Raw genomic sequence first — 24,342 nt, 5'->3', positions numbered from 1 at the left:
GGGGCCCCGTCGCCCGCCTGTCCGGTGACAGGTGAGAAGGCGAGGGGCTCGCCGCCGCCTCCGAAGTCCAGTACCGGCACCGAGTGACCGGCGATCTCCCAGTGCACCAGGTCGTACGGGCGCAGGACGGGCGCGCCCGGGGAGTAGTGCATGGTCGAGGCCGAGGCCTAGTAGGTGTCCCCGACGCGGATGACGTCGATGTCCGCGAAGTCCTGCCAGATCACCGGGTTAGTGAACTCCCCGGCGGCGGCGGCCGGCCCCGGGGCGGGGACGGCTGCGGCGCGGGAGGCGGCGACGAGTGGGAGGGCCGCGCCGGCGGCGGGACCCGGTGGCGGCGGCCAGGGCGCGACGACGTTCAGGCCCGCTGAGCCGTCCGAGGTTCCGCCGCGCACGCCCTGTGCCGGAGGACGCCTTGCGCACGCGGCACGTACCCGAGATGTCCGCTTGGAGTGCGGTAAGTGGCCGTCATGCTCCGCGGTCGGCTGCGGGCGGCGGTGTCAGGAGTAGAGCAGCGGGTCGTAGCTGACCAGGTAGGGCGACGGCCGCCCGGGGAGCCGTAACCGTACCGACGGGAGCCGTAACCGTACCGACGATCGCCTTGTCGGTTCCGCGGTCTCCGTGTGGGTACCGGGCTGGCGGGTAGCCGGTGAGCGTGACCGCATCCGCCATCGCCGTCCTCGACATCGACGGGACACTCATCGGCTCCAACTACCACCACGCCCTCGCCTGGTACGGGCACTGCGGTCGGTGGGCGAAATTCATCCGGTATGGCGACTGCACCGGCTGATCGGGATGGGCGGGGATCAGGTGGTCACCGTTGTCGGTGGCGAGGAACTGGAGCGCCGGGTGGGCGACCGGGCCAGGCAGCAGCAGGGCAGGGAGGTCGACGAGCTGCTGAAGGAGATGGCGCCGTTGCCCGGTGCTCGCGATCTCCTCGTGGCGGTCAAAGAGCGGGGTCACCGGCTGGTGCCGGCCAGTTCTGCTCAGCAGCGTCACGTGGAGGTCTTCTTGGACATGCTGGACATGCTGGACGCCCGTGACATCGTCGACGACCGGATCACCAGCGCCGATGTGGAGTCCTCCAAGCCGGCGCCGGATCTGCTGCAGGTGGCGCTGAAGAAGTCGGGTGCGCCGCCCGACGCGTCGAGGGTGATGGCCGGCGACTCGGTGTGGGACGTTGAGGCGGCCAAGAGAGCGGGGATGCCGGCGATCGTCGTCCGTTCCCGCGGCTTGCCGGCGCCATCGCGCTCTATGACACCCCCGGCGACCTCGCGAAGGCACTGGACGACACCCCACTCGCCTGACGCCCCACCGTCGCCGGGCCCGCCCGGTTGCGGTGCCCGACACCGGCCGCGCGGTGAAAAGCATCTACCGTCCCACCCCCAAGGGAGTACCGCCACCGATGACCGCCAATGAGGCAGACCCCGCCACCGAGGCGAAGAGCACCCGCCCTGAGGCTCCCGCCGAGGCCGCGAGCGACGTACCCACCGGCAACCCCTTCCAGCCGCACCCCACCCTCCCCGAGGGGATGGGCAATCTCGACCGCCGCGCGATCGACACCGTGCGCGTGCTGGCGATGGATGCCGTACAGAAGACCGGCAACGGCCACCCCGGCACCGCGATGAGCATGGCTCCCACCGCCTACCTGCTGTTCCAGAAGTGGCTGCGCCACGACCCGGGCGATCCGAACTGGGTCGGCCGTGACCGCTTCGTGCTGTCGATGGGGCACTCGAGCCTCACCTTGTACATCCAGCTCTTCCTCTCCGGCTACGGCTTGGACCTGGCCGACCTTCAGGCGCTGCGCACCTGGGGCTCTGCGACCCCGGGCCATCCCGAGGTCAACCACACACCGGGGGTGGAGACGACGACCGGCCCGCTCGGCCAGGGCGTCGGCAACGCCGTCGGCATGGCGATGGCCGCCCGCCGCGAGCGCGGTCTGCTGGACCCCGACGCCCCCGAGGGCGAGAGCGTCTTCGACCACACGATTTGGGCGTTCGCCTCCGACGGCGACCTGGAGGAGGGCGTCAGCGGCGAGGCGTCATCGCTGGCCGGCACTCAGGAGCTGGGCAACCTGGTCCTGGTCTACGACGCCAACCGGATCTCGATCGAGGACGACACCGACATCGCGTTCACCGAGGACGTCGGCAAGCGGTACGAGGCTTACGGCTGGCACGTGCAGCACGTCGACGACGGCGAGGACCTGGCCGCGGTCGACCGGGCGCTGGCCGCTGCCCGGGCCGAGACCGGCCGCCCGTCGCTGATCGTGCTGCACACGATCATCGGCTGGCCCGCTCCGAACAAGCAGAACACCGGCGCGGCCCACGGATCCGCGCTGGGCGAGGACGAGGTCCGGGCGACCAAGAAGATCCTCGGCTTCGACCCCGACAAGACCTTCGAGGTCGACCCCGAGGTGCTCCAGCACGCCCGCCGGGTCGCCGAGCGCGGCGCGCAGGCGCACGCGACGTGGCAGCAGCGCTTCGACGCGTGGCGGGCCGGCAACCCCGACGGTGCCGCGCTGCTTGAGCGGCTGTCCACCCGTCGGCTGCCGCAGGGCTGGGCGGACGACCTGCCGGTCTGGGACGCCGATCCGAAGGGCGTGGCGACCCGGAAGGCTTCCGGCGAGGTCCTCGCCGCCCTGTACCCGGTCCTGCCGGAGCTGTGGGGTGGTTCGGCCGACCTGGCGGAGAGCAACAACACCGCGGTCAAGGGGGAGGCTTCGTTCCTGCCCGAGAGCCGGCAGTCCAAGATGTGGTCGGGCGGCCCGTACGGGCGCACGCTGCACTTCGGCGTCCGCGAGCACGCCATGGGCGCGATCATGAACGGCATCGCGCTGCACGGCGGGACCCGCGTGTACGGCGGCACGTTCCTCACCTTCTCCGACTACATGCGCGGTGCGGTGCGGCTGGCCGCGCTCATGCAGCTCCCGGTCACCTACGTGTGGACGCACGACTCCATCGGGCTGGGCGAGGACGGCCCCACCCACCAGCCCATCGAGCACTACGCGGCGCTGCGGGCCATGCCCGGCCTGGACTTCGTCCGCCCGGCCGACGCCAACGAGACCGCTGTGGCCTGGCGCACCATCCTCGAGCACAACGACCGCCCGGCCGGACTCGCCCTGTCCCGGCAGAACCTGCCCGTCTTCGACCGCACACAGTTCGCGTCGGCCGAGGGCGTCGCCCGGGGCGGCTACGTGCTGGCCGAAGCCTCCAGCGGCAGTCCTGAGGTCATTCTGATGGGCACCGGAAGCGAGGTGCAGATCGCCGTCGCCGCCCGGGAGACGCTGGAGGCCGACGGCATCCCGACGAGGGTCGTGTCACTGCCGTGCTGGGAGTGGTTCGCGGCCCAGGACCGGGCCTACCGCGAGCAGGTGCTGCCGCCTGCGGTGCGCGCTCGGGTGAGCGTCGAGGCTGGTGTGCCCATGGGCTGGCGGGACTTCGTCGGCGACGCCGGCCGCATCGTCGGCCTTGACCACTACGGCGCCAGCGCTGCCTACACCGTGCTGTACGAGCAGTTCGGGCTCACCGCGGACGCGGTCGTCGCCGCGGCCCGGGAAAGCCTTGGCGCCGCCGAGGCACCGCCGCTAGCCCCCGCCGGCCCGGACAGCGCCGGCGTCCTGCAGGCCCCCACCGGCGATCGCTGACCCGCCCGCCCAGCCCACGGCGGGGCGGGCGCGGCGCACAGCGCCGACGGATCGCCGCCGGCGGCGAGCGCGCGCCGCAGCCGGTCGGACCCCCGCAGCAGGTCGCTGAAGCGGCGCTTCCCGGCACCCTCCCCGGAGCCTGCCCCGGCACCCTTCGTCGGTGCCGTCGGTGTGGTCGGCGGTCGCGGGTGTCGGGATGTTCGGCGAGGGTCCGACCCGCGGCAGACCGGTGGCGCCGGCGTCCATGGTCCGCCGCGCCGCCGTGACGGCGGTGGCGTTGTCGGACCCGTCTGCAAGGGTGGTCGGTGTGCGGCAGGGTGCCGTCGGGCGGGGCGCGGGAGGCGACATGGGGACGGGACCGGGGGACGGCTGGGAGGGCGGCGTCGACTGGGAGGGCTGGCGGGACCACCGGGACATCCGGCGACGGCTCGACCAGGGCGCCGATCCGGAGGCGCTGCCGTGCGGGGAACGGCCCCTGCACCGGGCCGTGGCGTTCGGCTCGCCCGAGGTCGTCGCGGAGCTGGCCGGGCGCGTCGCCGACGTCGACGCCCTGGAGGAAGGTACGACCGCACTGTGGGAGGCGGTGGTCGGCCACCGGCCGGAGATCGCACGGGTCCTCGTCGCTGCGGGAGCCGACCCGTGGCGTCCGGTGCTGGCCGGCTGGTCACCGGGGTGGCTGAGCCTGGCCGGGCCCACACCGGACCTGTTCCCGCTGCCCGAGGGCGGACCGGGGCTCAGCGAGGCGGAGTCCGCAGCGGCGCGGGAAGGCCGGCGGCGCATCGCGGCCCTGGCCGACGTCGGCTACTACGACGGCACGGGACTGGCCTGTGTGGCCGGCATCGACGCGCAGGAGGCCGTACGGCGCCTGGCAGCGGCGCCGTCGGACGCCGGGCTGCTCGCCGAGCTGCTGGACGACCCGTACGGCGTCGACACGGACGACAGCCTGCGCATCGTCGGGGTGACGACCGTGCCGGGCGGTTGTGTCGTCACCCAGCCCTGGGGGTACGGGCCGCAGATGCCGGGCGTACAGGCCCTGCTCTCGGCCGGCACCGTCTGCTACGGCATGTACGCCAACCCCAAGAGCGGCAACCAGGGCAGCCTCGTGCGCGACGGTGTCGTCGAGGGCTGGGACCTGCACCCCGGCGGGGGCCCGTACACCGGTATGCCTCACGAGGAGGTCCTCACCGCGTACATCTACGGCTCCCACGCGATCGCCGAGTGCTGCGCCCACGCGGGCCTCTTCCCCGCCGACCCGCGGCCCTTCACCGGGCCCCCCGACCTGTGGGTGGAACTCCCCGAGCGTGACTACTGGCAGCACTGACCGGCTATCCCTTGCGAGGGCGCCTCCGCGTCGGGCCGGCAGGTGCGCGCAAGCCGCTGCCTGCCCGCCGTCCCCGGATGCAGCGGTCCGTGCGTGCGGCGGTGAGCCGGTCGTAGTCCAGCCGAGCCACCACGGCCCCGGTGCCGTCCGGCGCGCACGCACCCGCACCCAGGGGAGCGGGCGTCTGGGGTCGGCGAAGGCCCCAGCACCCATCGGTCCCGGCTCGCGGTGGGTCATGCAGTCGTCCTGTCTGCCCGTCAAAGAGCCGGGAGCTCGCCGAGCACACCGGCGAGCCAGTCACCGCCGCCGACAACGAGGACCTGGACGCCCAAACCCCCCTAGTCGCAGTCGAGTCCTATAAAAAGGGTGGCCGATGTACTCGACGCGGCCGCACTCGACTTCGACACCGACCTGGTGCGGTCGATGTCGTCCGAGCGGCTGGCGTCGGAGGCGGTGAGCCTTCCCCGCGACGCCGCGACGGAGCGGAGCGGTTGGGACGGGAGCGACCTGGACCGCGTGGGCGCGAGGGCCGCATCACCATCGGACGCGGCGGCCGGTACCTGATCATTTACCTGGACCGGCTCGCCGAGGAGGCTGACGGAGAACAGTACGTCACCGCGCAGGCCGCCGTCAGCGACGCGCTGGAGCAGCCCGCCCCCCTGGCAGGCCCAGCCCGCCCCCTCACCGCCTGGCAGCCCCAGTCCGCCGCGCCCGACGCCTACTCCGCCCCGCAGCCTGGCCCTCACCTCCAAGCCAGCCGCCCCCCAGCGGCCCGCGGCCCCTGGACGACCCAGCTACCACAGCGCTGAACCTCGCCCCCCTCCCAGCCCCGGCCAAGCCCCCAGCTGGGGGCGCGCCGTACTCCACCCCGGGCCGCCCCTCGGCGGCGGTGCCCCCTTGGTCGCACGCCTACCCGTACGCCCGGACGTCGGCGGCCGTCATCAGTCCGACGCCCGGTCCGTCGGCCTCGGCGCCGCTGGCCAAGCCGGAGAGGTGGGCGTCGGGATCGGTGTGCCGGTATCCGTGGAACACCTGGGCGTTGAGTACCCAGGCCCGCTCCCCGAGGCCCCCGCCGGGCACCGCGCTGCTGATTAACGCCGGCCGGTGCCTGCATGCCAGAGCAGCCCGTGTAGCCGCTCGCCGTCCTAGACGCGGCTGAGCCGCCGAACGTGGAGCGGATCGGTGCCGGTGCGGAGCTGCGGCAGTCGGGGGTCACCGAATGCTGCTCGTTCAGGTACGCGACCGGCTGATCGCACGGCAACCCAACCGACGACCGCGCCCCCATCAGCAGCCTGGGTGATGGTCAAGGATGTGCAATCTGGCGGCGGTGGTTGAGAGGTAGGAGCCCGCGCCGACGTAACAGGGTGTACGCAGACACGACTTCCGAAGGGTGAGCCCTTGATCCCGCAACGCATCGTCCTCGCTTCGGCCGCCGGGCTCGTGTCCGCTCTCCTGCTGGGGGCGTGCGATTCCTCCAACGACAGTGCGTCCGGCGCGGGTTCAGGCGCCGCCCCGGTCGTCACGACGGCGTCCGATCCGGCGGCCTCCGCACCGGTCTCGGCTCCGGCGTCCGACGGCGAGGCGGGCAGCGGGAGTCCGGGCGTGACCGTCACCGTAAGGGCCGAGGCGGTGAAGGGCGCGGGCCGTGTGGTCACCGACGATCAGGGCATGGTCCTCTACCGCTACGGCATGGACCGCCCGTCCCCCTCCAGGTGGACTTGCGCCGGTGCGTGCACGCGAATGTGGAGGCCCGTCATCGTGGAGGACCCCGTACGAACCACGGGCGTCGACAAGAACCTCCTCGGCACGGTCCACCGCAAAGGCATGAAGCAGCTCACCCTCGCCGGCTGGCCGCTCTACCGGTACGCGGGCGACGTGAAGGCCGGCCAGATGAACGGCCAGGGCAAGGACAAGGAGTGGTACGCCATCACTCCGTCCGGTGGGGCCCTCCTCGTGACTGGCTGACGTGTCGAATTGCAGAGAAGAGTTCAGTTGCGCGGCAAAGAGCGCAGTAGGTAGTTCAGTTGCGCGGTGATCCGTTCAGTACCGTCAGGTAGCGGGGCGCCGCGTCCCGCCTCACTCAGACGAAGGTTGATATCGAATCGCTAGTCCATCGCCGCGCCTCGGCGTCCACGCAGCGGCCCATCCTTGCTGAACCGGTGCGTCGACGACATCAAACCCCTCCTGCTGCCCGAGACAGCCCCAGTCTCCCAGCCCGGCTACTACCCAGGACGTCGTCACGCTCCGGAGCGACCACAACCGCCAGGTCGCCTCCGGCGTCAATTACCTCGGACCCCAAGACCACGGTGACGAGCTCTGGTGACTGTCATCGTCCTCACCAACTGCCCAGCCGGCCTACGCGGCTTCCTCACGCGCTGGATGCTGGAGATCTCCGCCGGCGTGTTCGTGGGCAACTCTGGAGGTGGCGGCGGTCACCTTCGCCAACGGCGGCGACAACATCGGCGTCTACGTGCCCGTCTTCGCCACCGCCGGCATCGGCGGGATGAGCATGTACGCCGCGGTGTTCCTCATGCTCGTGGCCGTGTGGTGCTTCGCAGGCAAGTTCTTCGCCACCCGACCCGTCATTGCCAAGGCTCTCGCCCGCTGGGCCACATCCTGCTGCCCCTCGTCCTGATCGCCATCGGCCTGCTCATCCTCATCGAGGGCGGCGCCTTCGGCCTGTGACCACAAGCGAGGCATCACCGGACCAGTTCGAATGCCTCGTCTCCTTCGGGTGCCTCCCTGACCGGTGAACAAGTGCTGTCCTTTCTCGTGGTCAGAGCCAGTGCGCTGGGCGGCCGGCGTGCTCGCCCGGTACGGCGCCGTCGTCACCTTCTCCTTCCGCGGCCACGGCGCCTCGGGCGGCCGGTCCGCGGTCGGCGACAAGAGCCGTCTAACCCCGCGTCTCAGACGGCGTCGGCGGCCTGGTGAAAGTGAGCAGCCGGTCGACCTCGATGAAGTCAGCGAACAGGTATGTGCGCAGGGCAGCGGCGAGATCCCACTCCGGGTCGTCATGAGACTCCTCCAGGTAGACGATCGTCTCGCGAGCACCGAACCCGATGAGCACGTCCATAGCGTTGCCCAGCAGACCCAGGGGCAAGTCCTGGCCGCGGGTGTCCGGGGCGACCGTGAGGCTGCGGATCACGCCGACCCCGCCGACAGGATGCTCCACGAAGACCTGGGCCAGCACCCGCCCACAGCGGCGGACCTCAAGACGCTTGCCGGCCGGCGAGACAGTGTCCTTCAGCTCCACGTGCCCGAGGTGGGGCAAGCCTGCGACGGGAAGCTCGGCATGCAGATACCGGCACTGCCCCAGCGCGGTGAAGCCCACAGCCAGGAGAGCTTCGTGCGTGGCCCGGCTACGGCGCTCCGGCAGACCTATCAGGCCCCTGGTGAGGGCGGAGGCGAGTGGGAAGCCACACACGAGACGGGCGCCGCTCCATTCCAGAGCCCGAGCGATCAAAGTCGCGGCCGCCTCGGAGCTGTCACGGCAGTGCAGCCACAAGATCAACGATGCGTCGTCGCAGGGGCGCCCGGCACAGCAGACGATGCCGTCAATGCCGCCATTGGGCGTGCACAGCACCGTAGTGACGAGCCCATCCAGCCCCGCCCACGCAGCCTGATCACCTACTGAGCGGCCGGCCAGCGCGTCAGCGAGCATCAAAGCGGTGCAGACCGGCTGCCCAGGCAGCCGGTCTGCCGCAAGCAACTCAAGCACCGCCGCCTCATCCGCCGACTCATACGGACGCAGACGGGGTGATCCCAACCGGCTCAAGCTGATCACCACGCCACACCTCTCTGGCGCTTTCGGCCCTGTCCCAGCTTCCTCCCACAGGGCCAGCGACGCCAGCCTCCACCAGACCACCGCCAGTCCACAGCCGAACAGCAGGCCGCGTATGCGGCACCCAGCAGCATCAGGTGACGCGGCCGCGGGGCGGTGGTGGGCTGGAAGCCGGCGAATGTGGTCCGTCCCATCACCACACGACGCGGTGGCCGCGGCGGCCCGGCTGCCGCTTCCGCGGCAAGACGGGACAACCACCCTGTCGAGCGACGCCGCGCCACCGGTCGGGCGGCCCGTGGCCGGAGGCCCGCGAGCGGCGAGCGCCGGCCGGGGGACCACCGTGGTGTGGGCGACGATAGGCCCGGCCATGGAGCCGACCACGCCCGGTGGGATCCCGACCGCTCGGGCGTGTCAGAAGTGACACGTAATTCGAACAAGCAATCTAATAGGGGATGGACGCGTCCCCTCGGTGCCGGCGGCACGCACCGAGCTGCACCACCTCGCCCGCGCCGGGCAAGCCGCCCGGGCCGCGTGACCCGGGTCCCGGTGATGCGCTCATGCACGCAAACCCCCGTCGCCGATGATCAGCGACGTGCGGGCGACGACGGCCAGGACGTTTCACGACACCATGCTCCACCAGTAGTGATCATTTGAAGACACTGCCTAGTGGTGCGACCGGAAACCACCTTCACCGGGACTCTGTTCTCGCTAGCGTCGACAGGAGGAGGGATCGGTCGACGATCTGTCGCGCAGGCGATGCCCGTTCTTCCTGACAGGACCGTCGGCCGGACGTGGCGAAGCATTGAGCGGCCGTGAGGGACGGACGAAAGAACTTGCTGAACACGGACAGACAAGGAGGGCTTTGCCATGCAGACTCGCCGCGCCGCCATGCTGTCGGCTGTCGCCGCCGTCACCCTGTCGGCCATCTCCACGCGAACCGCGTCCGCTGCGCCGCACGAGGCCGGGCTTTTACGGCTGACGCTGCCCGCGCTCACCGGTCCGCACCCCGTGGGGACGGTCTCACTGCGCCTCGTCGATGCCTCACGTTCCGATCCTTGGATCACGTCGCAGCCGTACCGAGAACTCATGATCAGCATCCGTTACCCGGCTCGCGCGGCCGGCGCGTACCCGACCGCACCGCAGATGCTCCCCGGGGAGGCCGCCGGATTCGCCGCGTTGAACAGCCTCACCGATGTGCCCAGCGATCAGGTCGACTGGTCGGCCACCCGCACCCACGCTCGTGAAGGCGCCCCCGTCGACCGGGACGGTCGCCCGTACCCGGTCGTCTGCTACTCACCGGGTGCCGGGGACCCACGTTCCATGGGCACCACGCTCTGCGACGACCTTGCCTCCCGAGGCTATGTGGTGGTGACGCTCGATCACACCTACGACGCCACGGCTGTTCAGTTCCCCGGCGGCCGCGTCGAGCGCACCGTTCTGCCCGCGGAGTTCGCCAAGGCATACCCGGACCTGGACCGCATCACCGCGCTCTTGCAGAAGACGATGGCCGTACGGGTGGCCGACACCCGCTTCCTCCTCGACGAACTGCCCATTGCGCTCCCCACGGATCTGCGCGGCACGCTGGACCTTGACCGCATCGGCATGTTCGGCCAGTCGGCGGGAGGCTTCACCGCCTTGCAGGCGATGCACGACGACCCACGCATCGCAGCAGCAGCCGATCTCGACGGCGTTCTCGCATACGTCCAGGACGACAGCACCCCTGGCAACCTTTCCACCGTGGCCGCTGACGGCCTCGACCGCCCCTTCCTGCTGATCGGCAAGGACGGTGACGACCTCGGCACGGTGCCGTCCTGGGACTCCCTGTGGCGGCACAGTCACGGCTGGCACCGGGGGCTCACGCTGCATGGCGCAGAACACGCGACCTACACCGACGCGGAGGCGTTCATCCCGCAAATCGCCCATAGGTTCGGCCTCCCCCGACGGACCGTCGTCGAGAACATCGGCACCATCGCACCGAGGCGCGCGATCAACGCTGAACGGGCCTGCCTCGCCGCCTTCTTCGACCGCTGGCTGCGCGGCCGGGGCGACGAAGCTCTGTTGGACGGGCTGTCGGACCGCTACCCGGAGGTGCGCTTCTTCTCCTGACGATCAGTCGTCTCATAAGGCGCGCGCCGCCGAGACGGTCCGCGGGCCGGCTACTGCGGCGTAGCTGACTCCCCTCACCTGTTGTCCCAAGCCTTACCGAGTGGTGCGCGGCCTCCCGTTCCTGAGGGGTCCTTCCCTTTTTCCAAGGGAAGTTGCGCCAGAGGGGGGCGGTGTAGGTGTTCACGCGGGTCATCGACGCGTGTCCCGCCAGCAGGCGTGATGTCGGACGTGGCCGGGGTCGCAGCCTCGGGCACCGCGTGCGGCAGGTCGTGTCGCAGATGGATCAGCGTGGCCACCAGTCGGTTGACGAAAACCAGCTGGTGACAGGCGCCGGCACCCGCGGCCCGTTTCCAATTCCTCGACCAAGACGCGCGAGATGACGCTGTGAGAACCCCGTAAACAGCCGATGCGCCAGCACCGTCCGATTGACCATGATCGCCACGCCCGGGTCATGCCACCAACGCGGCACGAGCCTCACCTGCTCTCACGCACCGACTCGTCAGACATGGAGTTCTGGTGGGAAGCCGGTCCAGCGGAGCTCGGCCGGGAGATGGCCGGTGTCATTGAAGAGGAGGACCGCCGGGGGGCGGTCGGGTGTGTAGCGGATGACGGTCAGAGCCGCGTTGGCATGGTTGATGCCCAGCCAGCGCCACTTCGGTGCATCAAGGGCGGCTCGGATGAGCCAGCCGGCAAGGAAGTTGTGGGTGACGACAAGTTCGTGCCGCGGTTCATCTCCGACAACAGTTCCGGTGAACTCTTCGAGTGCCGCCGCCGCGAGCCCGGGTCCCTGCTCGCGTTCCTCGGCCGTGAACTGGGCGAGGAACTCGGTCCAGGCGTCGGCTGCCTCCGGCGGCAGTTCCTCGCGCGTCGGCAGGTAGGGGAGGTAGTCGCCAGCCGCTTCGGAACGACGGCAGGGGACTCCGTCGAGTTGCTCACCGACCAGCCGCGCGGGTCTGTTCGGCACGGGCGAGCGGGCCGTGGTGGATCGCCGCCAGCGGGACGCCCTGGAGCCGGTCCCCCAGCAGGGCAGCCTGGCGGCGGCCCGCATCCGTCAAGCCGCTCTCATCCGGCGATGCCTCGCCGTGACGGGCGAAGTGGAGATAGCGGGCGGCCCTACCAGTCATGGATGCGTCCATCGAGTCGCACCAGGCTCATCGACCACACCGCGACCTGGCCGTTGATCGACTCGCAATCCGCCTCGGCCTGCTAAGTGTCCGCACGAACCGCTACTCGGTGCCGGTGGGACTCATCGGCCAAACCGTTCGGGTGATTGCTGCAGGCCTCCGAAGTCGTCGTCTACCGCAGACGCGGTCGCGGCTGGAGGCGCGCAAGGCCGTCGTGGCCGAGCAAACTCGGGGAGGCGAGGGGTCAGCGGGTGGGTGGGACGAACTCGGGCTGGTCGAGCAGGCGCAGCCAGCTTCCATCAGGCTGGCGCCGGACGACCTGCGCCCGGGCGCCGGCACCGTCCCTCGGTGGAGTCGAGGTGAGGGCGATGTCGCCACTGATCAGCGTGGGCAGCGGTTGTTCCTGCTCGAAACGGGGACGGTTGGCCAGCACCTTCTCCCACAGCGCGCGAATCGCCTCCCGGCCCACCGTCTGCTCGCCGGGTGGGTAGGCCATCACCGCACCCTCTTCGTAAAGTGCGGCGACCCCGGCCGCGTCACCGGCGTTGGATCGTTCCACGAACAAGCGGGTGATGTCCTCGGGCCGCATGGCCTTCTCGTACTCCGGCATGGATTCCTCCTGACGTCGGGCTTCGACGCTTCCCAGCGTGGCCGCCGACTGGCCAGAATTCCAACAGATGATTCTTCTGGAAACTAGAATCTGCAGTCATGGAGCTGAGGCAGCTGGAATACTTCGTCGCGGTCGCCGAGGAGCAGAACTTCACTCGGGCAGCCGACCGGGTGCACATCAGCCAGTCCGGCGTCAGCGCCCAGATCCGCCAGCTGGAACGGGAACTCGGTGCTGAGCTGTTCGACCGGTCGGCCCGCACCGTCACCCTCACCGTCGCGGGAAAGGCCGCACTCGAACACGCCCGCGCCGCACTCGCCGCCGCTGGGGCAGTCGGCCAGGCGGTAGGCGAGGTGATCGACCTGATCCGAGGTCGGCTCACCGTCGGAATGGTCATCGGCTGCACCCTCACCCCGCTGTTCGACGCCCTCGCCGCGTTCCACCAGGCACATCCCGGTGTGGAGATCTCACTGCTGGAGGACAGCTCGGACCGGCTCGTCGAGGCGGTACGCACCGGCGCAGTCGACCTGGCACTCATCGGGGCCGCAGCCGCCACCCCCGACGGGCTGCACGCGCTGACCATCATCAGCGAGCGGCTCGTCGCGGCAGTCCCGGCCGGGCACCCCCTCGCGAAACAGCGGCGGGTCACCCTACGCGACCTGATCGCCTACCCGATCGTGTGTATGCCGCCCGGCACCGGCCTGCGCACGGTATTCGACCAGGCCTGCGCCGCACAGAACCTCCAACCCGCGATCGCGCTGCAAGCAAGCGGCGCGGACGCCATTGCCGGCCTCGCCGCCCGCGGGCTCGCCGTCGCCGTCCTCAGCGACTCCATGGCCGCGAGTTACCGCGACCGGCTCACCGCCCGCACCATCGCTGACGTCGATACACCCGCATTGCTCGCCCTGATCTGGAAGAGCACACACAGCCCGGGGATGCGTGAACTGCTCGTACACAGCCGGCAAGCATTCACCAAGCCCGGCCCCGCGACTTCACCGCGAACCTACGGGCCTACCCCCTGACATCAGGGTGACAGACGCGCGCCCAGCCGCGAGCAGGCTTCGCGCACTATGCGGTCGCAACGCCCAGGAAGCGCAGCACTGCTAGGACGCGGCGGTGGTCGGCGTCGGCCTTGGGCAGGTCGAGCTTGGTGAGGATGCTGTTGATGTGCCTGGCGACTGATGTGCTTGGCGACCGCGTTCTCGCTCACGACCAGCTCAGCGGCGACGCCGGAGTTGGACCGGCCGCCCGCCATCAGCTCCAGCACCTCCCGCCCGCGCGGTGTCAGCCGGTCGAGTGGATCGCTGTGCCGGCGCACCCGCAGCTGCGCGACGACCTGCGGGTCGAGCGCGGTGCCGCTCGCCGCCAACACCTCGGGCGTCGGCTATCTGCTCAAGCAACGCGTCGCCCACGTCGAGGAGTTCGCCGAGGCGGTACGCCGGGTGGCGGCCGGCACCGGCGCCGACCCGGACGTAGTCACCGGCCCTGGGGTCAGCGGCGGTAGCGGTAGGAGTCGGAGGAGGCGTCGCCGCCCTGCAGGCGTGTCTGGTGCACGTGCAGGCCGGCGACGTCCTCGCCGTGGGGGAAGAACCGGACGTCCACCGACAGCCCGCCGCGTGAGGTATCGGCGTCCAGCTCGACCAACCACGGCTCGATGCCCGCGGGGTAGAACTGCTCGTCCCAGGCGGCGTACAGGGAATTGGTCAGGTGGACGCGCTGCCCGTCGCGGCTGACCTCGACCATCTGGGCCCCGCACGGCCGCGGTTCGCCTGGGTTGCCGCGGGTCGCCGACGTCGTACTGGATGAGGTCGCCGGTGCCCCACGAAGGACCCTTGAACAGGCTGTCCTACGTGGTGGCGGGCAGGACGTGGTCACCGACCTTGTCGGTGCTGAGGCAGAGCGAGCAGACCACGGCGTCGTGGGTGGCGCAGGCGGTCAGGTCCGGGCGCTCGTAGGGCTGTCGGCAGACGTGGCAGTCGTAGGTGACCGCGCTCGGGTTGCCGTCGGGATCGAGCATCGGCTCGTCGATGCCGTCGTCGGTGCGGCGCAGGTAGTACCGGCCCTTGGTGACGATCGCCATGAGCGGGGTGAGGACGAAGGCGATGATGGCCGCGGCGACGGGGGAATACGGCTGCAGTGGGTCGCCCAGTGCGTGGAAGTACATCGCGATGGACAGGCCGGACGCGGCGACGAAGGCCACCACACCTACCGGGTTGACGGCGTATAGCGTGCCGCGGCGGAACTCCGGCTGGACGGGAGAGAGCTTCAGCAGGTACTTGTTGATGCCGATGTCGGTGGCGACAGTGACGACCCAGGCGATCGCGCAGTTGGAGTAGAAGCCGAGGATGCTGTTGAGGAAGCTGAACATGTCGGCTTCCATCAGGGCGAGTGCGAAGCCGAGGTTGACCAGGACGAAGACCATGCGGCCGGGGTAGTGCTTGGTGATGCGGGTGAAGGAGTTGGTCCAGGCCAGTGAGCCGGAGTAGGCGTTCGTCACGTTGATCTTGATCTGGCTGATCACGACGAGGACCACGGCCAGCGGAAGGACCAGCCAGGACGGCATCATCGCGTCGAAGGCGCCCTTGAACTGCTGGATCGGCTCGGGCGCCACGTCCGGGCCGACCGCAGCCAGGATGTACACGGCGAGGAAGACACCGATGGCCTGCTTGAGCGCGCCGAGCACCACCCAGCCGGGACCCGCCATGACCACTGCGGTCCACCAACTGCGCTTGTTCGCCTCGGTCTTGGGCGGCATGAAGCGCAGATAGTCGATCTGCTCGCCGATCTGCGCGATGAGCGAGAGACACACACCCGCGCCGAGCAGCACGGAGGCCGTGTTGACACCGCCGTCGCCGTCCGTGCCGGCGTAGGCGAGGAAGTGGTCGACGGTGCCGGGGTCGGTGGCCACGAGGTAGACGAGCGGGCCGACCATCAGCAGCAGCCAGATAGGGGTCGTCCACACCTGGAGCTTGCTGAGTGCCCTCATGCCGTAGATCACCAGGGGGATGACCATCAGGGTGGAGACCAGGTAGCCCAGCCAGAGCGGGAGCCCGAGGCCGAGCTTGAGGCCCTGGGCCATGATCGAACCCTCGAGGGCGAAGAAGATGAAGGTGAAGCTGGCGAAGATGACGCTGGTGAGGACCGAGCCGTAGTAGCCGAAGCCGGAGCCGCGGGTGATCAGGTCCAGGTCGATGTTGTAGCGGGCGCCGTAGTACGCCAGGGGGAACCCGGTGACGAAGATGACAACGGCGGCGACCGCGATCGCGACGAGCGCGTTGCCGGTGCCGTGGGCCAGACCGATGCCGGCGCCGATGGAGAAGTCGGCCATGTAGGCGATGCCGCCCAGTGCCGTGGTGGCCACGACCATCGGGGTCCAACGGCGGTAACTGCGGGGCGCGAAGCGGAGGGTGTAGTCCTCCAGGGTCTCCCTGACCGCCTGATCGGCGGAGGTCTTCGACGTGTCCGGCGTCGCCTGCGGTGACTCGGTCGTACTCATGCCACGTCTCCCGGTGGGGCTGGGCGCGGGTGCGCTGAGGCGGTGGAGAGCCCCGAGCGGCGTCATCGGCGGAACGGGGGGAGCCGCGTGGGCCGTTCGTGAGTCGTTCCGGCGGCCCTGGATACGGCTTTGATCCCAGGGCATGTCACGCTAGAAAGCAGCTGTTTCCGGCGATTCCCCTTGATGTGAACACGATGTTTCCGCAGGTCCGGATTTCAGAGCGGGAGGGCGGCGAGAGCGCGCGCCGGATGGCGCGGACCGAGGAAGGCGATGATGCCGTGCCTTCGGGCGAGGGGTGGTTCGCCTGGGTCCAGCCCTGCCGGCGGTAGAAGGCGACGGCGCGCGGCGAGCGGACGGACGTGAGCGGCCAGGAGCGGCCTTCTCGGGCGCCCTCGGTGACCGCTTCGAGCGGTTCGCCGGCCGGGCCCGTGCCGTGAGCGGCGGCCGGACGGCGAGTTCGTCGATCTCGCGGGCCCCGCACGTCTCCGTGCGCTCCGGTTCCAGACCGGCGGCGGCCTGCGGATGGCAGCGGTCGGTGGGGAAGGGGGGCCACGGTCGTCCAGGCGGTGGCGAAGCCGACGATGTCCGCCCCGGCGAAGGCGAGCGCCGCGGTGAAGCCGGGGCGCCGGACGTTGTCCACGAGCCGGCCGCTTCTCACGCGCCAGTGACTCCGTCGACCTGCTCGCGGATGAGGTCGGCATGACCGTTGTGACGTGCGTATTCCTCGATCATGTGCACCATGATCCAGCGCAGGGACACTCCCTGATCGCCGACGTGACCCGCGTCCTGCTCGGACAGGTGGCCGGAGTCGTCCAGTGATGCGTCAGCGATCAGCTCACGCCCTCGGACGACCTCCGCTTGCCAGGCAGCCGTCGCCTCGTCGAGTCCTCGTTGCGACTGAAGGGCGAAGCCGTCGGGGTTGCCCTCCCCGAAGACAGGCGGCACGGTCATACCTGCGAACACACGCTGGAACCAGTTGCGCTCCACCTCGGCCATGTGCTGCACGAGACCGAGCAGCGTGATCGACGACGGTGACGCCGCCGCCAACCGTAATTGATCGTCTTTCAGGCCCGAACACTTCAGGGCCAGAGTCGCACGGTGAAAGTCCAGCCATGCCTCCAGCATGGCGCGCTCGTCGGCATGCGCGGGTGGGATCGGCCGTCCATCCGGTGTTGTATTCATGAGCACACCCTGGCAGCGGCAGCCATGGACCACGACCGTCTTCGCTTGCGACGAACACGTGTATCGCCCGTTTTCCACGGCGGGTCAGTGACATCAGGACTCACTGCATCGGCCTCCACCGCTCAAGCGCACGACTACCGTCCCCCGTTCTGGTCGGCGGCGCTCTTGACCGTGCCCCTGACAGCGGCCGCGGCGGTGGACCGAGGGCGCTGTCTTCAGCAGATCAAAAGGGTCGCGGCTCGGAGCTGAGTGACTCGATGTATCCCAGGGACCACCGTCCAGGAGCGATCGCGCAGATGGCATCCAGATCCGCGCCTGTCCGGCCCCGGGCGTGAAGCCGGCTGTGGACGCGTAGGCCGTCTTGGCGCAGCAGCTTGCCCGAGCACTTTCAGTGGGTCCAACTGCCGGACTACCCGGTGTGGACCGGCCCGGAGTGGTTCCCCGTACGTTGGTTCTCCGCCTTGGGCAACGCCGGCCCAAGAGCGCCTCGCTCCGGACGTCTCGTGAGGCGGCGGCAGGGGGGTCTTGGTTGACGACAAGGCCGGTCCGGGCTCCGGCGAGCGTATGGAACTCGTGCGGTGCCGTCGGCAGCTAGCACCCGAGAACCGCCTCGGCCTGCGCCAGTTCCGCCCCGGGCATGCCGTCGCCCTCGGTCAACGGATCGCCCAAGCACCGGCGAGGCTGCGGATGAGAGCCCATGCCCGCTCCCGATCGGGAATCCCACCGTCCCGAGCGCGCCGACCAGGATGCCGACGACGGTTTCGTCTGCTCCGGGTGGTGGCCAATTGTTGCGCAAAGTGACTGCTGTGGGTGGTGGTGGGTGACATCATCGGCTCTACTCGCGGTGGCCTCGGCTCTGGTGGCTGCTGTGGGGGTGGGCGCTGGTGTGGCGCGCCGAGGGGAAGGACCGGCTTCATCGGTGTGTGGTGGCGGTTGTCCCTGCCTTGTGTGCGGACGTCGAGGGGACCGTCGGGGATGTGGCACGAGCACGTCTGGCTGGGCCGGTACGCGTTACCTGCGGTGGTGAGCGCCGCGATTGCATGGCTTGGGCTGTTGCGGGATTTTGCGCGGCGGGGCCGGTTGCTGGGGAGCCGGCAGTCGGTCGGTCTGCTGGTCCTGATGCTGGGGATGCTGGGCGGTGTCACGGTGATCGCGGCCGCGCTGCTGCCTCATGCCGGGGCTCTTCCCCCTGTGGTGGCGGGCGTCGCCACGGGAGCGGCCGCGGTGCCGAGACGGAAGCAGGAGGAAGGCACGCCGCCGTACATCAAGTTCATGACCTTGGGAATTGCCCTGGTCAGGGAGAGGCTGATCGACCGGGTGCATCTGGACGCCCGGGCCTGGTCCGACACGTTCCTCGAGGGCATCCACAGCTCGGCACAGCTGCGGGTGTTCATCTACGACCTCAAGCTGTACCTGCTGGACCGGCACGAGCTCAGCGGTGACGTCAAAACGGTCAACACCCTGTACGCCGATGCCGAGAAGGCCCTGGACGCAGCCCTGGAAGTACAGACCAAGATCGCCCAGGACTGCCGGGAGCCCGGTATGCCGTGGTCGCGTGAGCCGAGCGAGGACGAAGCCATCCGTGAGCGCCGCGCGTTCGCGGAGGCCCGGGCGCAGTGTGGTCATCTGCTGCTCTTCGCCTATATCCACGGACGCCGCAGCGAGTATCCGCAGCTCACTGCGTTGCGCGAGAAGGCCACCTCGAACGATGCGTTCCACAGTCCGAGACTGCCGCCACAGCGCTCATTCCTGAGCCGCTGGCGTGAGCGCAAGCAGGAGACGAAGCCCTAGGCCGGTGCGGCAGAACGACTTTCGGACAACCGGCGAGTCACCACTCAGTGATGAGACCTGAGGCTCGCGCTTCTCAACGGTGACGAGTTCTGCCCGTCGGAACGGTTGCTGTCTGCCTGGCGTGGCCGGAGGTGGAACGTGATCTCCACCTCGGCGTCGAGTGCCTCGGCGGCCGCGGCCAGGGTGCGCACGGTCAGGTTCGCGTCGCCGGACATGATCTGGCTGATCCGCCCGGGACTGACCCCCATGGCCTTTGCCAGGTCCGAACGGGACCGGCCCAGGCCTGCCAGCAGGCCGGCCAGTGAAGCGGAGGCCTGCCTGGCCAACCGGGCAGCCGCTAAGTCCGTGGTGTTTTCGGAGCGAGCAAAGATGCTCACAGATCTACCCCCAACTCACGCAGCGGCAACGAGTGTTGCCTCTGTACGAGGATGCCACCTTTAGCTGAAGCTAAAAACTCGGTTGGGGCAAAAAGTGTTCGCTACTGCCTGCCCAGGCTCCCTGAAATGGTGCTTGACCTGCGGTTTTGCCGCAGCGGCAGTTGACGCGAAGTCACCTGGTCGGTGGAGGGGTGCGGACACCCGTCTGAGGCTTCTCCCTCTTCATTGCGGACAAGCTTGACTTGCTCCGACACCACGACCGTTGCCGGGGTCCCTGACCAGGACGACGACTTCGGCCGGTTCGGGGACCATCGCGACGCGCAGCTGGACAGCCTCGCCGTGTCCCTCCCGCCGGCCCCGTGTTGATCAGGCGGCATTGAGTGGGGTGCCTTCGTAGGTCCATCGGTAGGGCTTGGCGGACTCGTCATGCCCGATGACGTATGCCTCCAGCTTCTCGATCAGGTCATCGCGGCTGGTGAAGTTGCCGTGCCGCACGCCCCGGCGGGTCGGGGCGGAGAAGAACAGCTCGACCTGGTTGGGACAGGAGGCCTGTGGTGGGGTCCAGCGGACGTGCCGGCGCGGGTGCTCGGCCAGCCACGCCTTGGTGTGCTTGGCGGTGTGGGAGGAGCCGTTGTCGAGCACGACGTAAATCGCCTTTCCTGGAGCGATCGCCTGGTCGAGCTGGGCCAGGAAGGCGGTGAAGGCCGACGCGCTGTCGCGGGCGATCACCTCTATGAGGACCTCACCGGTGCGCACGTCGAGAGTGGTGACGAGGGAGGCTGGTGGCCTGGGAGATCCCGGCATCCCGGGCCAAGCAGTACATGCAGCCACGAGCGCGGAACCAGCGCAGTACCAACACCGCCGGTGGAACGGCCCCAGCGCCCGGGAGCCCTTCGGCGTGCCGATGCGACGGCGGTGGGCGGCCAGCAGACGTGCGAGGTACTGCACCACGTGGCGCGGAACATCGAGCGTGGCAACATAGGTGACCCCATGGGGAGCCTTTGGTAGTTGCGGACATGATCTTGTGGTGAGGCCTGTCCTGCCAGGGGCTTCAGGCCTGCCTCCGAAGGGGGCTCCCGCATGCCGTCTCATCGCGTGCTGCGCGCGCGGTGGAGGTCGCCCAGGGGACGCCGTCTGGACCGATTCCGTCGGCGGCGTCCCTGTACCCATCGGGCAGCACATGGCCAACAGGATGCGCGGCCGGATTCCCGTACGTCTCTCAGCGGGTCCGCGGACGGGGTTCGGGGGTGGCTTCGGTGAGTTCCGGCTCCAGGCCGTCCCTCACCGGGGTACGGCTCCGTCCGGCGTCGACGCGCCAGGCCTCGAAGGCCCAGGCGGTGAGGGCGACGATGGTCAGGCCCAGCAGCCAGCCGCCCAGGACGTCGCTGAACCAGTGAACGCCGAGGGCGACCCGGGTGAAGCCGGTTCCGAGGACGCAGAGCACGGCGACGCACCAGCCCGCGATGCGCCAGGCCCGCGGCATCAGGGGTGCCAGGATCAGCATGAAGATGGCGAAGGAGGTCGTCGCCGTCATCGCGTGGCCGGATGGGAAGGAGTAACCCGGGGCGTGTGCCACCGGGTCCTGCAGCACGGGCCTGGCCCGGCCGACCATGGACTTGACGAGCAGTCCGACGAGCCCGCCGGCCACGGCGGTGACCGCCGCCCAGGCCGCCAGGCGCCAGGCGCGGCGGTACACCAGCCACGCCGTCAGCAGCGCGACGGCCGCGCGCAGCGTCACGGGGTCCCAGATCCGGTCGGAGAGCAGGTGCAGCACGGCCGTCCACTCCCGGTGGCGCATGGCGTACCGGTGCAGGTCCTGCGCGGCGAGGGCGTCCACGTGCGAAAGGGGCCGCCACTGGCCCTCGACCAGGGTCAGGAGCAGTCCGAACGCGACCGCGGCCACGGCGGCGACGCCGGCGGCGGCCAGCAGCCGCGCGCCGAACCTGCGGTCGGCCTGCCGGCGGCGTTCACGGCGTGCTCGGCGGTCGCGGAGGGGCCGCAGGGCGGTCAGGTCGTACATGTCAGACTCCGGGATCGGCTTGGATCGGGGCGGGGCGGCGGCCGCGCGCCGCCTCCAGCTGCGCGGCGAAGGCCAGCCCGAGGAAGAGGGCGACGGACGTCAGGTAGGCCCACAGCAGCAGGGACATGAAGGCGCTCAGGGGGCCGTAGACGGTGTCGAACGAGCCGCTGAGGTCCAGATAGAGGCTGAGCAGCCAGGTCAGTGTCATCCACAGCACCAGGTAGACGGCCGCGCCGAAGGCGAGCCAGGTGTAGCCGGGCTGCTTGCGGCGCGGAGATCGGCGGAAGATGACGCTGGCGGACAGGAGCGCGAGCAGCAGCCCGAAGGGCCAGCGCAGAACGTCCCAGGCGGCCCGGGTGCTGTCGTGCAGGTGGTAGACGTCCACCGCCGCCGAGGCGAGGTCGTCGCCGGCGATCATCACGATGAACCCGAGGCCGAGCGGGAACCCCGCGCCGAAGGACATCAGCAGGCCGCGCAGGTACTTGAGGTGGAAGGGGCGGTCGCGTTCGTTGCCGTAGATGCGGTTGGCGCCCCGCTCGATCTGGCACATGGCGGTGGTGACGTTGACGAGGGAGAAGGCGGCGCCGAACCAAAGGGCGAGGGCGGCGCCGTCGCCCGCCGTGCGCCGGCTGCGGTCGAGGGCGTCGTCGACCACGTGGGCGCTGGGGCCCTGGGCGATCCGGTGAATGGTCAGTTCGGCCAGTCTGCCGATGTTCTCGGTGTGCAGGGTGGTCGACAGGCCGACGAAGGCGATGGCCAGCGGGATAACGGACAGCACCGTCTGCAGGGCGAGGGCGCGGGAGTGCGTGAAGCCGTCGGCGTAGCGGAAGCGGAGGAACGCGTCGCGCAGCAGGGACCAGCCGCCGTAGCGGCGCAAGGCCGCCCATGCCTCGTCGCCGGACAGCTCCTCCCCGTCCATGTCCCGCGTCTCGGGGACCTTCGTCGCGGTGCCCATCTCACTGCTCCCGCGCCGGCAGCAGCACGGTGAGGGCGCCCGGCCCGACCTCGGCTGTCAGGTGCCGTCCGGCGGTCACCGGATCGCCGTCCAGCTCGCGGGGCAGCTCGGTGTCGAAGGTGAACTCCGCGCGGCGGAAGCTGAAGAACTCCACCGGTGCGCCGCCCTCGCCGCCCTCCCGTGACGCCGTCGTGCCGCCGCGCAGCAGCGTCCACAGCGCGGACAGCCAGCCGCCGATGCCGCGGGGGTCCAGGATCAGCAGGTCCAGCCGTCCGTCGTCGGCCCGGGCGTCGGGCAGCAGGGTCACTCCGCCCTGGACGGTGCCGATGTTGCCGACCAGCACCATGCGGGCCGTGCGGCGCAGGGCGGGCGCGCCGTCGAGACGGACGCTCACCCCCGTGCGCGGGGTGCGCAGTTCACGCAGGACTGCGAGCACGTAGGTGGGCCAGCCGAGGACGGCCTTGGCGCGGTCGTTGGCGTTGGCCCGCCGCATCGTCGCGGCGTCGAGGCCGGCGCCGGCCATGGCGGCGAAGTGCGTGGGGGGCAGGCCGTCGCCCTCGATACGTCCGAGGTCGACGCGGTGGGCGGTGCCGCGCAGCGCGGCGTCGAGGGCGTCGGCCGGTGCGAGCGGCAGACCGAGGTTGCGGGCCAGGAGGTTGCCGGTCCCGCAGGGCACCAGGGCGAGCGGTACGTCGGTGCCCGCGAGGGATTCGGCGGCCGCGCGGAGGGTGCCGTCGCCGCCGCAGACCACGACGAGGGTCGCGCCGTCGCGGACCGCGCCGGCCGTCTGGCCGCCTCCGGGGTCCTCGGCGGTCGTCTCGACGAACACCGGTGCGGTGTGGCCGTGGTGTTCCAGGACGCGGCGCAGGGTGTCGCGGCCGGCCTCGTCGGTGACCGTGGGGTTGAAGATCACGGCGGTGCGGCCGGGGGCCACGGGCCGGGACGGGCCGGCCGTGGGCGGGGACGCGGGCGCGGGGGGAGCGGCGACCGCGCCGTCCGTGAGCAGTGCGCGCCGCGCGATCAGCAGGGACAGGGTTCCGTTGACGAGGCCGCCCATGACGTCGGTGGGGTGGTGCATGCCCCGGTAGAGGCGGGCGAGGCCCACCAGGAGGGGCAGGACGCAGAGCAGGCAGGCCACGACGGTCCGCCACGGCCCGCGAAGCCGGGACAGCGCCAGCAGCGCCAAGCCGCCGTAGACGGCGGTGGCCGCGCCGGTGTGACCGGAAGTGTAACTGGACGTGGGCAGGGAGCCGTCGAGGCGGTGTACCTCGGGGCGGTGGCGGTCGACCGCGAAGGTGATGACCAGGAAGACCAGCGACTGCAGGGATACGGCGACGGCGAGGAACACGGCCTGCCGCCACATCGGCAGCCGCGGTATCAGGATCAGCCCCAGGCAGCTCGCCAGGGTGACACCGATGACCGTCCCGGTGTTGCCTCCTTGCGAGGCGACGGAGGACAGGATGGTGAGCGTACCGGTGCGCAGGCGCACGAAGGCCTCGTTCACCCGGTCCTCGGCCGTGAGCGGCCACAGGTGGCGAGCCGGGCCGGTGATCAGCAGCCCGAGGCCCACCATGAAAGTGGCCTGACAGACGGCCAGCGCCGCGATCCACCGCACGGACCAGCCGATGCCGCGCGGCATCGCGGGACGGCTCCGGGCGACGGGTCCGGGTCCTTCGCCGGGTCCGGCGCCTGGCAGTTCGGCGGTGAGCCCGGCTGGGCTCCCCGGCTCGGCGGGTCTCTCCGGCACGGCAGTCGACATCGGGTACCCCTCTTGGCTCGGCGCTTGGCGACGCGTTCGCCGGTGGCTGTCTTCCTCCCCCGGCACACCGCCGTATGCCCGCTCTGCCGAGGAGCAGACGCGCGCCGGCGTGTAGCGGGCCTCGGACGACGGGTCGTACTTCGGGGAACACCAAGGCGGCGCCGGTACCGGTACAACCACGCG

19 protein-coding genes and 9 pseudogenes are annotated in these 24,342 nt (G+C 70.3%); 11 read left to right on the top strand and 17 right to left on the bottom strand.

The features are described from left to right. Positions 1–59 precede the first annotated feature (59 nt). A pseudogene (locus IG05_RS48375) lies at positions 60–342 on the bottom strand (family 43 glycosylhydrolase); the annotation flags it as partial. Between the two features lie 310 nt (positions 343–652). On the opposite strand from IG05_RS48375, the gene IG05_RS49960 reads away from it, so the two are divergent. The 5 genes from IG05_RS49960 to IG05_RS0116100 all read left to right on the top strand — a co-directional run bounded on the left by IG05_RS49960 (position 653) and on the right by IG05_RS0116100 (position 5,525). After that, a complete protein-coding gene (locus tag IG05_RS49960; protein WP_267883312.1) occupies positions 653–787 on the top strand; it encodes a hypothetical protein in 135 nt (44 codons plus the stop codon). Further along, complete coding sequence (locus tag IG05_RS42210; protein WP_199808324.1) at positions 748–1,416, top strand: HAD family hydrolase; 669 nt, start codon at positions 748–750, stop codon at positions 1,414–1,416. The genes IG05_RS49960 and IG05_RS42210 overlap by 40 nt, the downstream gene beginning before the upstream one ends. Beyond that, positions 1,403–3,640, top strand: a complete 2,238-nt coding sequence (gene tkt, locus IG05_RS0116115; protein ID WP_030343165.1) for a transketolase — start codon at positions 1,403–1,405, stop codon at positions 3,638–3,640. The genes IG05_RS42210 and tkt overlap by 14 nt, the downstream gene beginning before the upstream one ends. A 346-nt stretch (positions 3,641–3,986) precedes the next feature. Next, positions 3,987–4,961 (top strand): ankyrin repeat domain-containing protein, encoded by a 975-nt coding sequence (locus tag IG05_RS0116105; protein ID WP_030343164.1) that lies wholly within the window; start codon positions 3,987–3,989, stop codon positions 4,959–4,961. A gap of 366 nt (positions 4,962–5,327) precedes the next feature. Continuing rightward, entirely contained in the window at positions 5,328–5,525 is a 198-nt protein-coding gene (locus IG05_RS0116100) for a hypothetical protein (protein WP_030343162.1), read from the top strand. A gap of 348 nt (positions 5,526–5,873) precedes the next feature. On the opposite strand, the pseudogene IG05_RS48370 reads toward IG05_RS0116100, so the two are convergent. Continuing rightward, positions 5,874–6,166 (bottom strand): annotated as a pseudogene (locus tag IG05_RS48370) (adenosylcobinamide amidohydrolase); the annotation flags it as partial. Positions 6,167–6,563: 397 nt separating this feature from the next. On the opposite strand from IG05_RS48370, the gene IG05_RS46860 reads away from it, so the two are divergent. The 3 genes and pseudogenes from IG05_RS46860 to IG05_RS42195 form a co-directional block, all read left to right on the top strand. Next, the gene (locus tag IG05_RS46860) at positions 6,564–6,926 is read left to right on the top strand and encodes a hypothetical protein (RefSeq protein ID WP_234335877.1); all 363 of its coding nucleotides are present in this window, start codon (positions 6,564–6,566) and stop codon (positions 6,924–6,926) included. Between the two features lie 354 nt (positions 6,927–7,280). Next, positions 7,281–7,376 (top strand): annotated as a pseudogene (cas2e, locus tag IG05_RS45170) (type I-E CRISPR-associated endoribonuclease Cas2e); the annotation flags it as partial. Position 7,377: 1 nt separating this feature from the next. After that, positions 7,378–7,646, top strand: a pseudogene (locus IG05_RS42195) (cadmium resistance transporter); the annotation flags it as partial. Positions 7,647–7,854: 208 nt separating this feature from the next. Here IG05_RS42195 and IG05_RS0116080 read toward each other — a convergent pair. Continuing rightward, entirely contained in the window at positions 7,855–8,745 is an 891-nt protein-coding gene (locus IG05_RS0116080; protein ID WP_234335875.1) for a GNAT family N-acetyltransferase, read from the bottom strand. 864 nt (positions 8,746–9,609) lie between these two features. On the opposite strand from IG05_RS0116080, the gene IG05_RS0116075 reads away from it, so the two are divergent. Then, entirely contained in the window at positions 9,610–10,848 is a 1,239-nt protein-coding gene (locus IG05_RS0116075; protein ID WP_030343157.1) for an alpha/beta hydrolase family protein, read from the top strand. Positions 10,849–11,099: 251 nt separating this feature from the next. Here the strand turns inward: IG05_RS0116075 and IG05_RS49270 are convergent. The 3 genes and pseudogenes from IG05_RS49270 to IG05_RS0116065 all read right to left on the bottom strand — a co-directional run. After that, a pseudogene (locus tag IG05_RS49270) lies at positions 11,100–11,281 on the bottom strand (IS5/IS1182 family transposase); the annotation flags it as partial. 66 nt (positions 11,282–11,347) lie between these two features. Then, positions 11,348–11,972: pseudogene (locus tag IG05_RS42190) on the bottom strand (histidine phosphatase family protein). Between the two features lie 244 nt (positions 11,973–12,216). Beyond that, positions 12,217–12,582 carry a YybH family protein gene (locus IG05_RS0116065; protein ID WP_030343155.1) on the bottom strand — a complete coding sequence of 122 codons (366 nt, stop codon included), beginning with the start codon at positions 12,580–12,582 and terminating at the stop codon, positions 12,217–12,219. A gap of 98 nt (positions 12,583–12,680) precedes the next feature. Between IG05_RS0116065 and IG05_RS0116060 the strand changes: the two genes are divergently transcribed. Next, positions 12,681–13,601 (top strand): LysR family transcriptional regulator, encoded by a 921-nt coding sequence (locus IG05_RS0116060; protein ID WP_030343153.1) that lies wholly within the window; start codon positions 12,681–12,683, stop codon positions 13,599–13,601. Between the two features lie 46 nt (positions 13,602–13,647). On the opposite strand, the pseudogene IG05_RS45160 reads toward IG05_RS0116060, so the two are convergent. The 5 genes and pseudogenes from IG05_RS45160 to IG05_RS0116040 form a co-directional block, all read right to left on the bottom strand. Further along, a pseudogene (locus IG05_RS45160) lies at positions 13,648–13,948 on the bottom strand (LuxR C-terminal-related transcriptional regulator); the annotation flags it as partial. A 122-nt stretch (positions 13,949–14,070) separates the two neighbouring features. After that, a complete protein-coding gene (locus IG05_RS0116055) occupies positions 14,071–14,322 on the bottom strand; it encodes a selenium-binding protein SBP56-related protein (protein ID WP_030343151.1) in 252 nt (83 codons plus the stop codon). Positions 14,323–14,425: 103 nt separating this feature from the next. Then, on the bottom strand, positions 14,426–16,075 hold the full coding sequence (locus IG05_RS0116050) for a purine-cytosine permease family protein (protein ID WP_030343149.1): 1,650 nt from the start codon (positions 16,073–16,075) through the stop codon (positions 14,426–14,428). Between the two features lie 215 nt (positions 16,076–16,290). After that, a pseudogene (locus tag IG05_RS49260) lies at positions 16,291–16,724 on the bottom strand (GNAT family N-acetyltransferase); the annotation flags it as partial. A 5-nt stretch (positions 16,725–16,729) separates the two neighbouring features. Next, the gene (locus IG05_RS0116040; protein ID WP_030343147.1) at positions 16,730–17,257 is read right to left on the bottom strand and encodes a DinB family protein; all 528 of its coding nucleotides are present in this window, start codon (positions 17,255–17,257) and stop codon (positions 16,730–16,732) included. A gap of 975 nt (positions 17,258–18,232) precedes the next feature. On the opposite strand from IG05_RS0116040, the gene IG05_RS0116035 reads away from it, so the two are divergent. Then, positions 18,233–19,048: a hypothetical protein gene (locus IG05_RS0116035; protein ID WP_030343145.1), complete on the top strand. Its 816-nt coding sequence runs from the start codon at positions 18,233–18,235 to the stop codon at positions 19,046–19,048. Between the two features lie 44 nt (positions 19,049–19,092). On the opposite strand, the gene IG05_RS0116030 is transcribed toward IG05_RS0116035, so the two are convergent. The 6 genes and pseudogenes from IG05_RS0116030 to IG05_RS0116005 form a co-directional block, all read right to left on the bottom strand. Then, positions 19,093–19,425, bottom strand: a complete 333-nt coding sequence (locus IG05_RS0116030) for a helix-turn-helix domain-containing protein (protein WP_051789890.1) — start codon at positions 19,423–19,425, stop codon at positions 19,093–19,095. A gap of 366 nt (positions 19,426–19,791) precedes the next feature. Further along, positions 19,792–20,229, bottom strand: a complete 438-nt coding sequence (locus IG05_RS47795; RefSeq protein ID WP_267883311.1) for a transposase — start codon at positions 20,227–20,229, stop codon at positions 19,792–19,794. Next, positions 20,207–20,376 (bottom strand): annotated as a pseudogene (locus IG05_RS49255) (IS5/IS1182 family transposase); the annotation flags it as partial. The pseudogene IG05_RS49255 and the gene IG05_RS47795, both read right to left, overlap by 23 nt. Positions 20,377–20,644: 268 nt before the next feature. After that, positions 20,645–21,445 carry a phosphatase PAP2 family protein gene (locus IG05_RS0116015; RefSeq protein ID WP_030343140.1) on the bottom strand — a complete coding sequence of 267 codons (801 nt, stop codon included), beginning with the start codon at positions 21,443–21,445 and terminating at the stop codon, positions 20,645–20,647. 1 nt (position 21,446) lies between these two features. Beyond that, the gene (locus IG05_RS0116010; protein ID WP_030343138.1) at positions 21,447–22,400 is read right to left on the bottom strand and encodes a YihY/virulence factor BrkB family protein; all 954 of its coding nucleotides are present in this window, start codon (positions 22,398–22,400) and stop codon (positions 21,447–21,449) included. Position 22,401: 1 nt separating this feature from the next. Beyond that, positions 22,402–24,159, bottom strand: a complete 1,758-nt coding sequence (locus tag IG05_RS0116005) for a diacylglycerol kinase family protein (RefSeq protein ID WP_030343136.1) — start codon at positions 24,157–24,159, stop codon at positions 22,402–22,404. Between the last annotated feature and the right edge of the window lie 183 nt (positions 24,160–24,342).

Source organism: Streptomyces sp. NRRL S-1022 (assembly GCF_000720135.1).
Taxonomy (GTDB): Bacteria; Actinomycetota; Actinomycetes; order Streptomycetales; family Streptomycetaceae; genus Streptomyces.
Note: the sequence above shows the minus strand (reverse complement) of the source record. Positions and strands in the feature narration are given on the sequence as shown.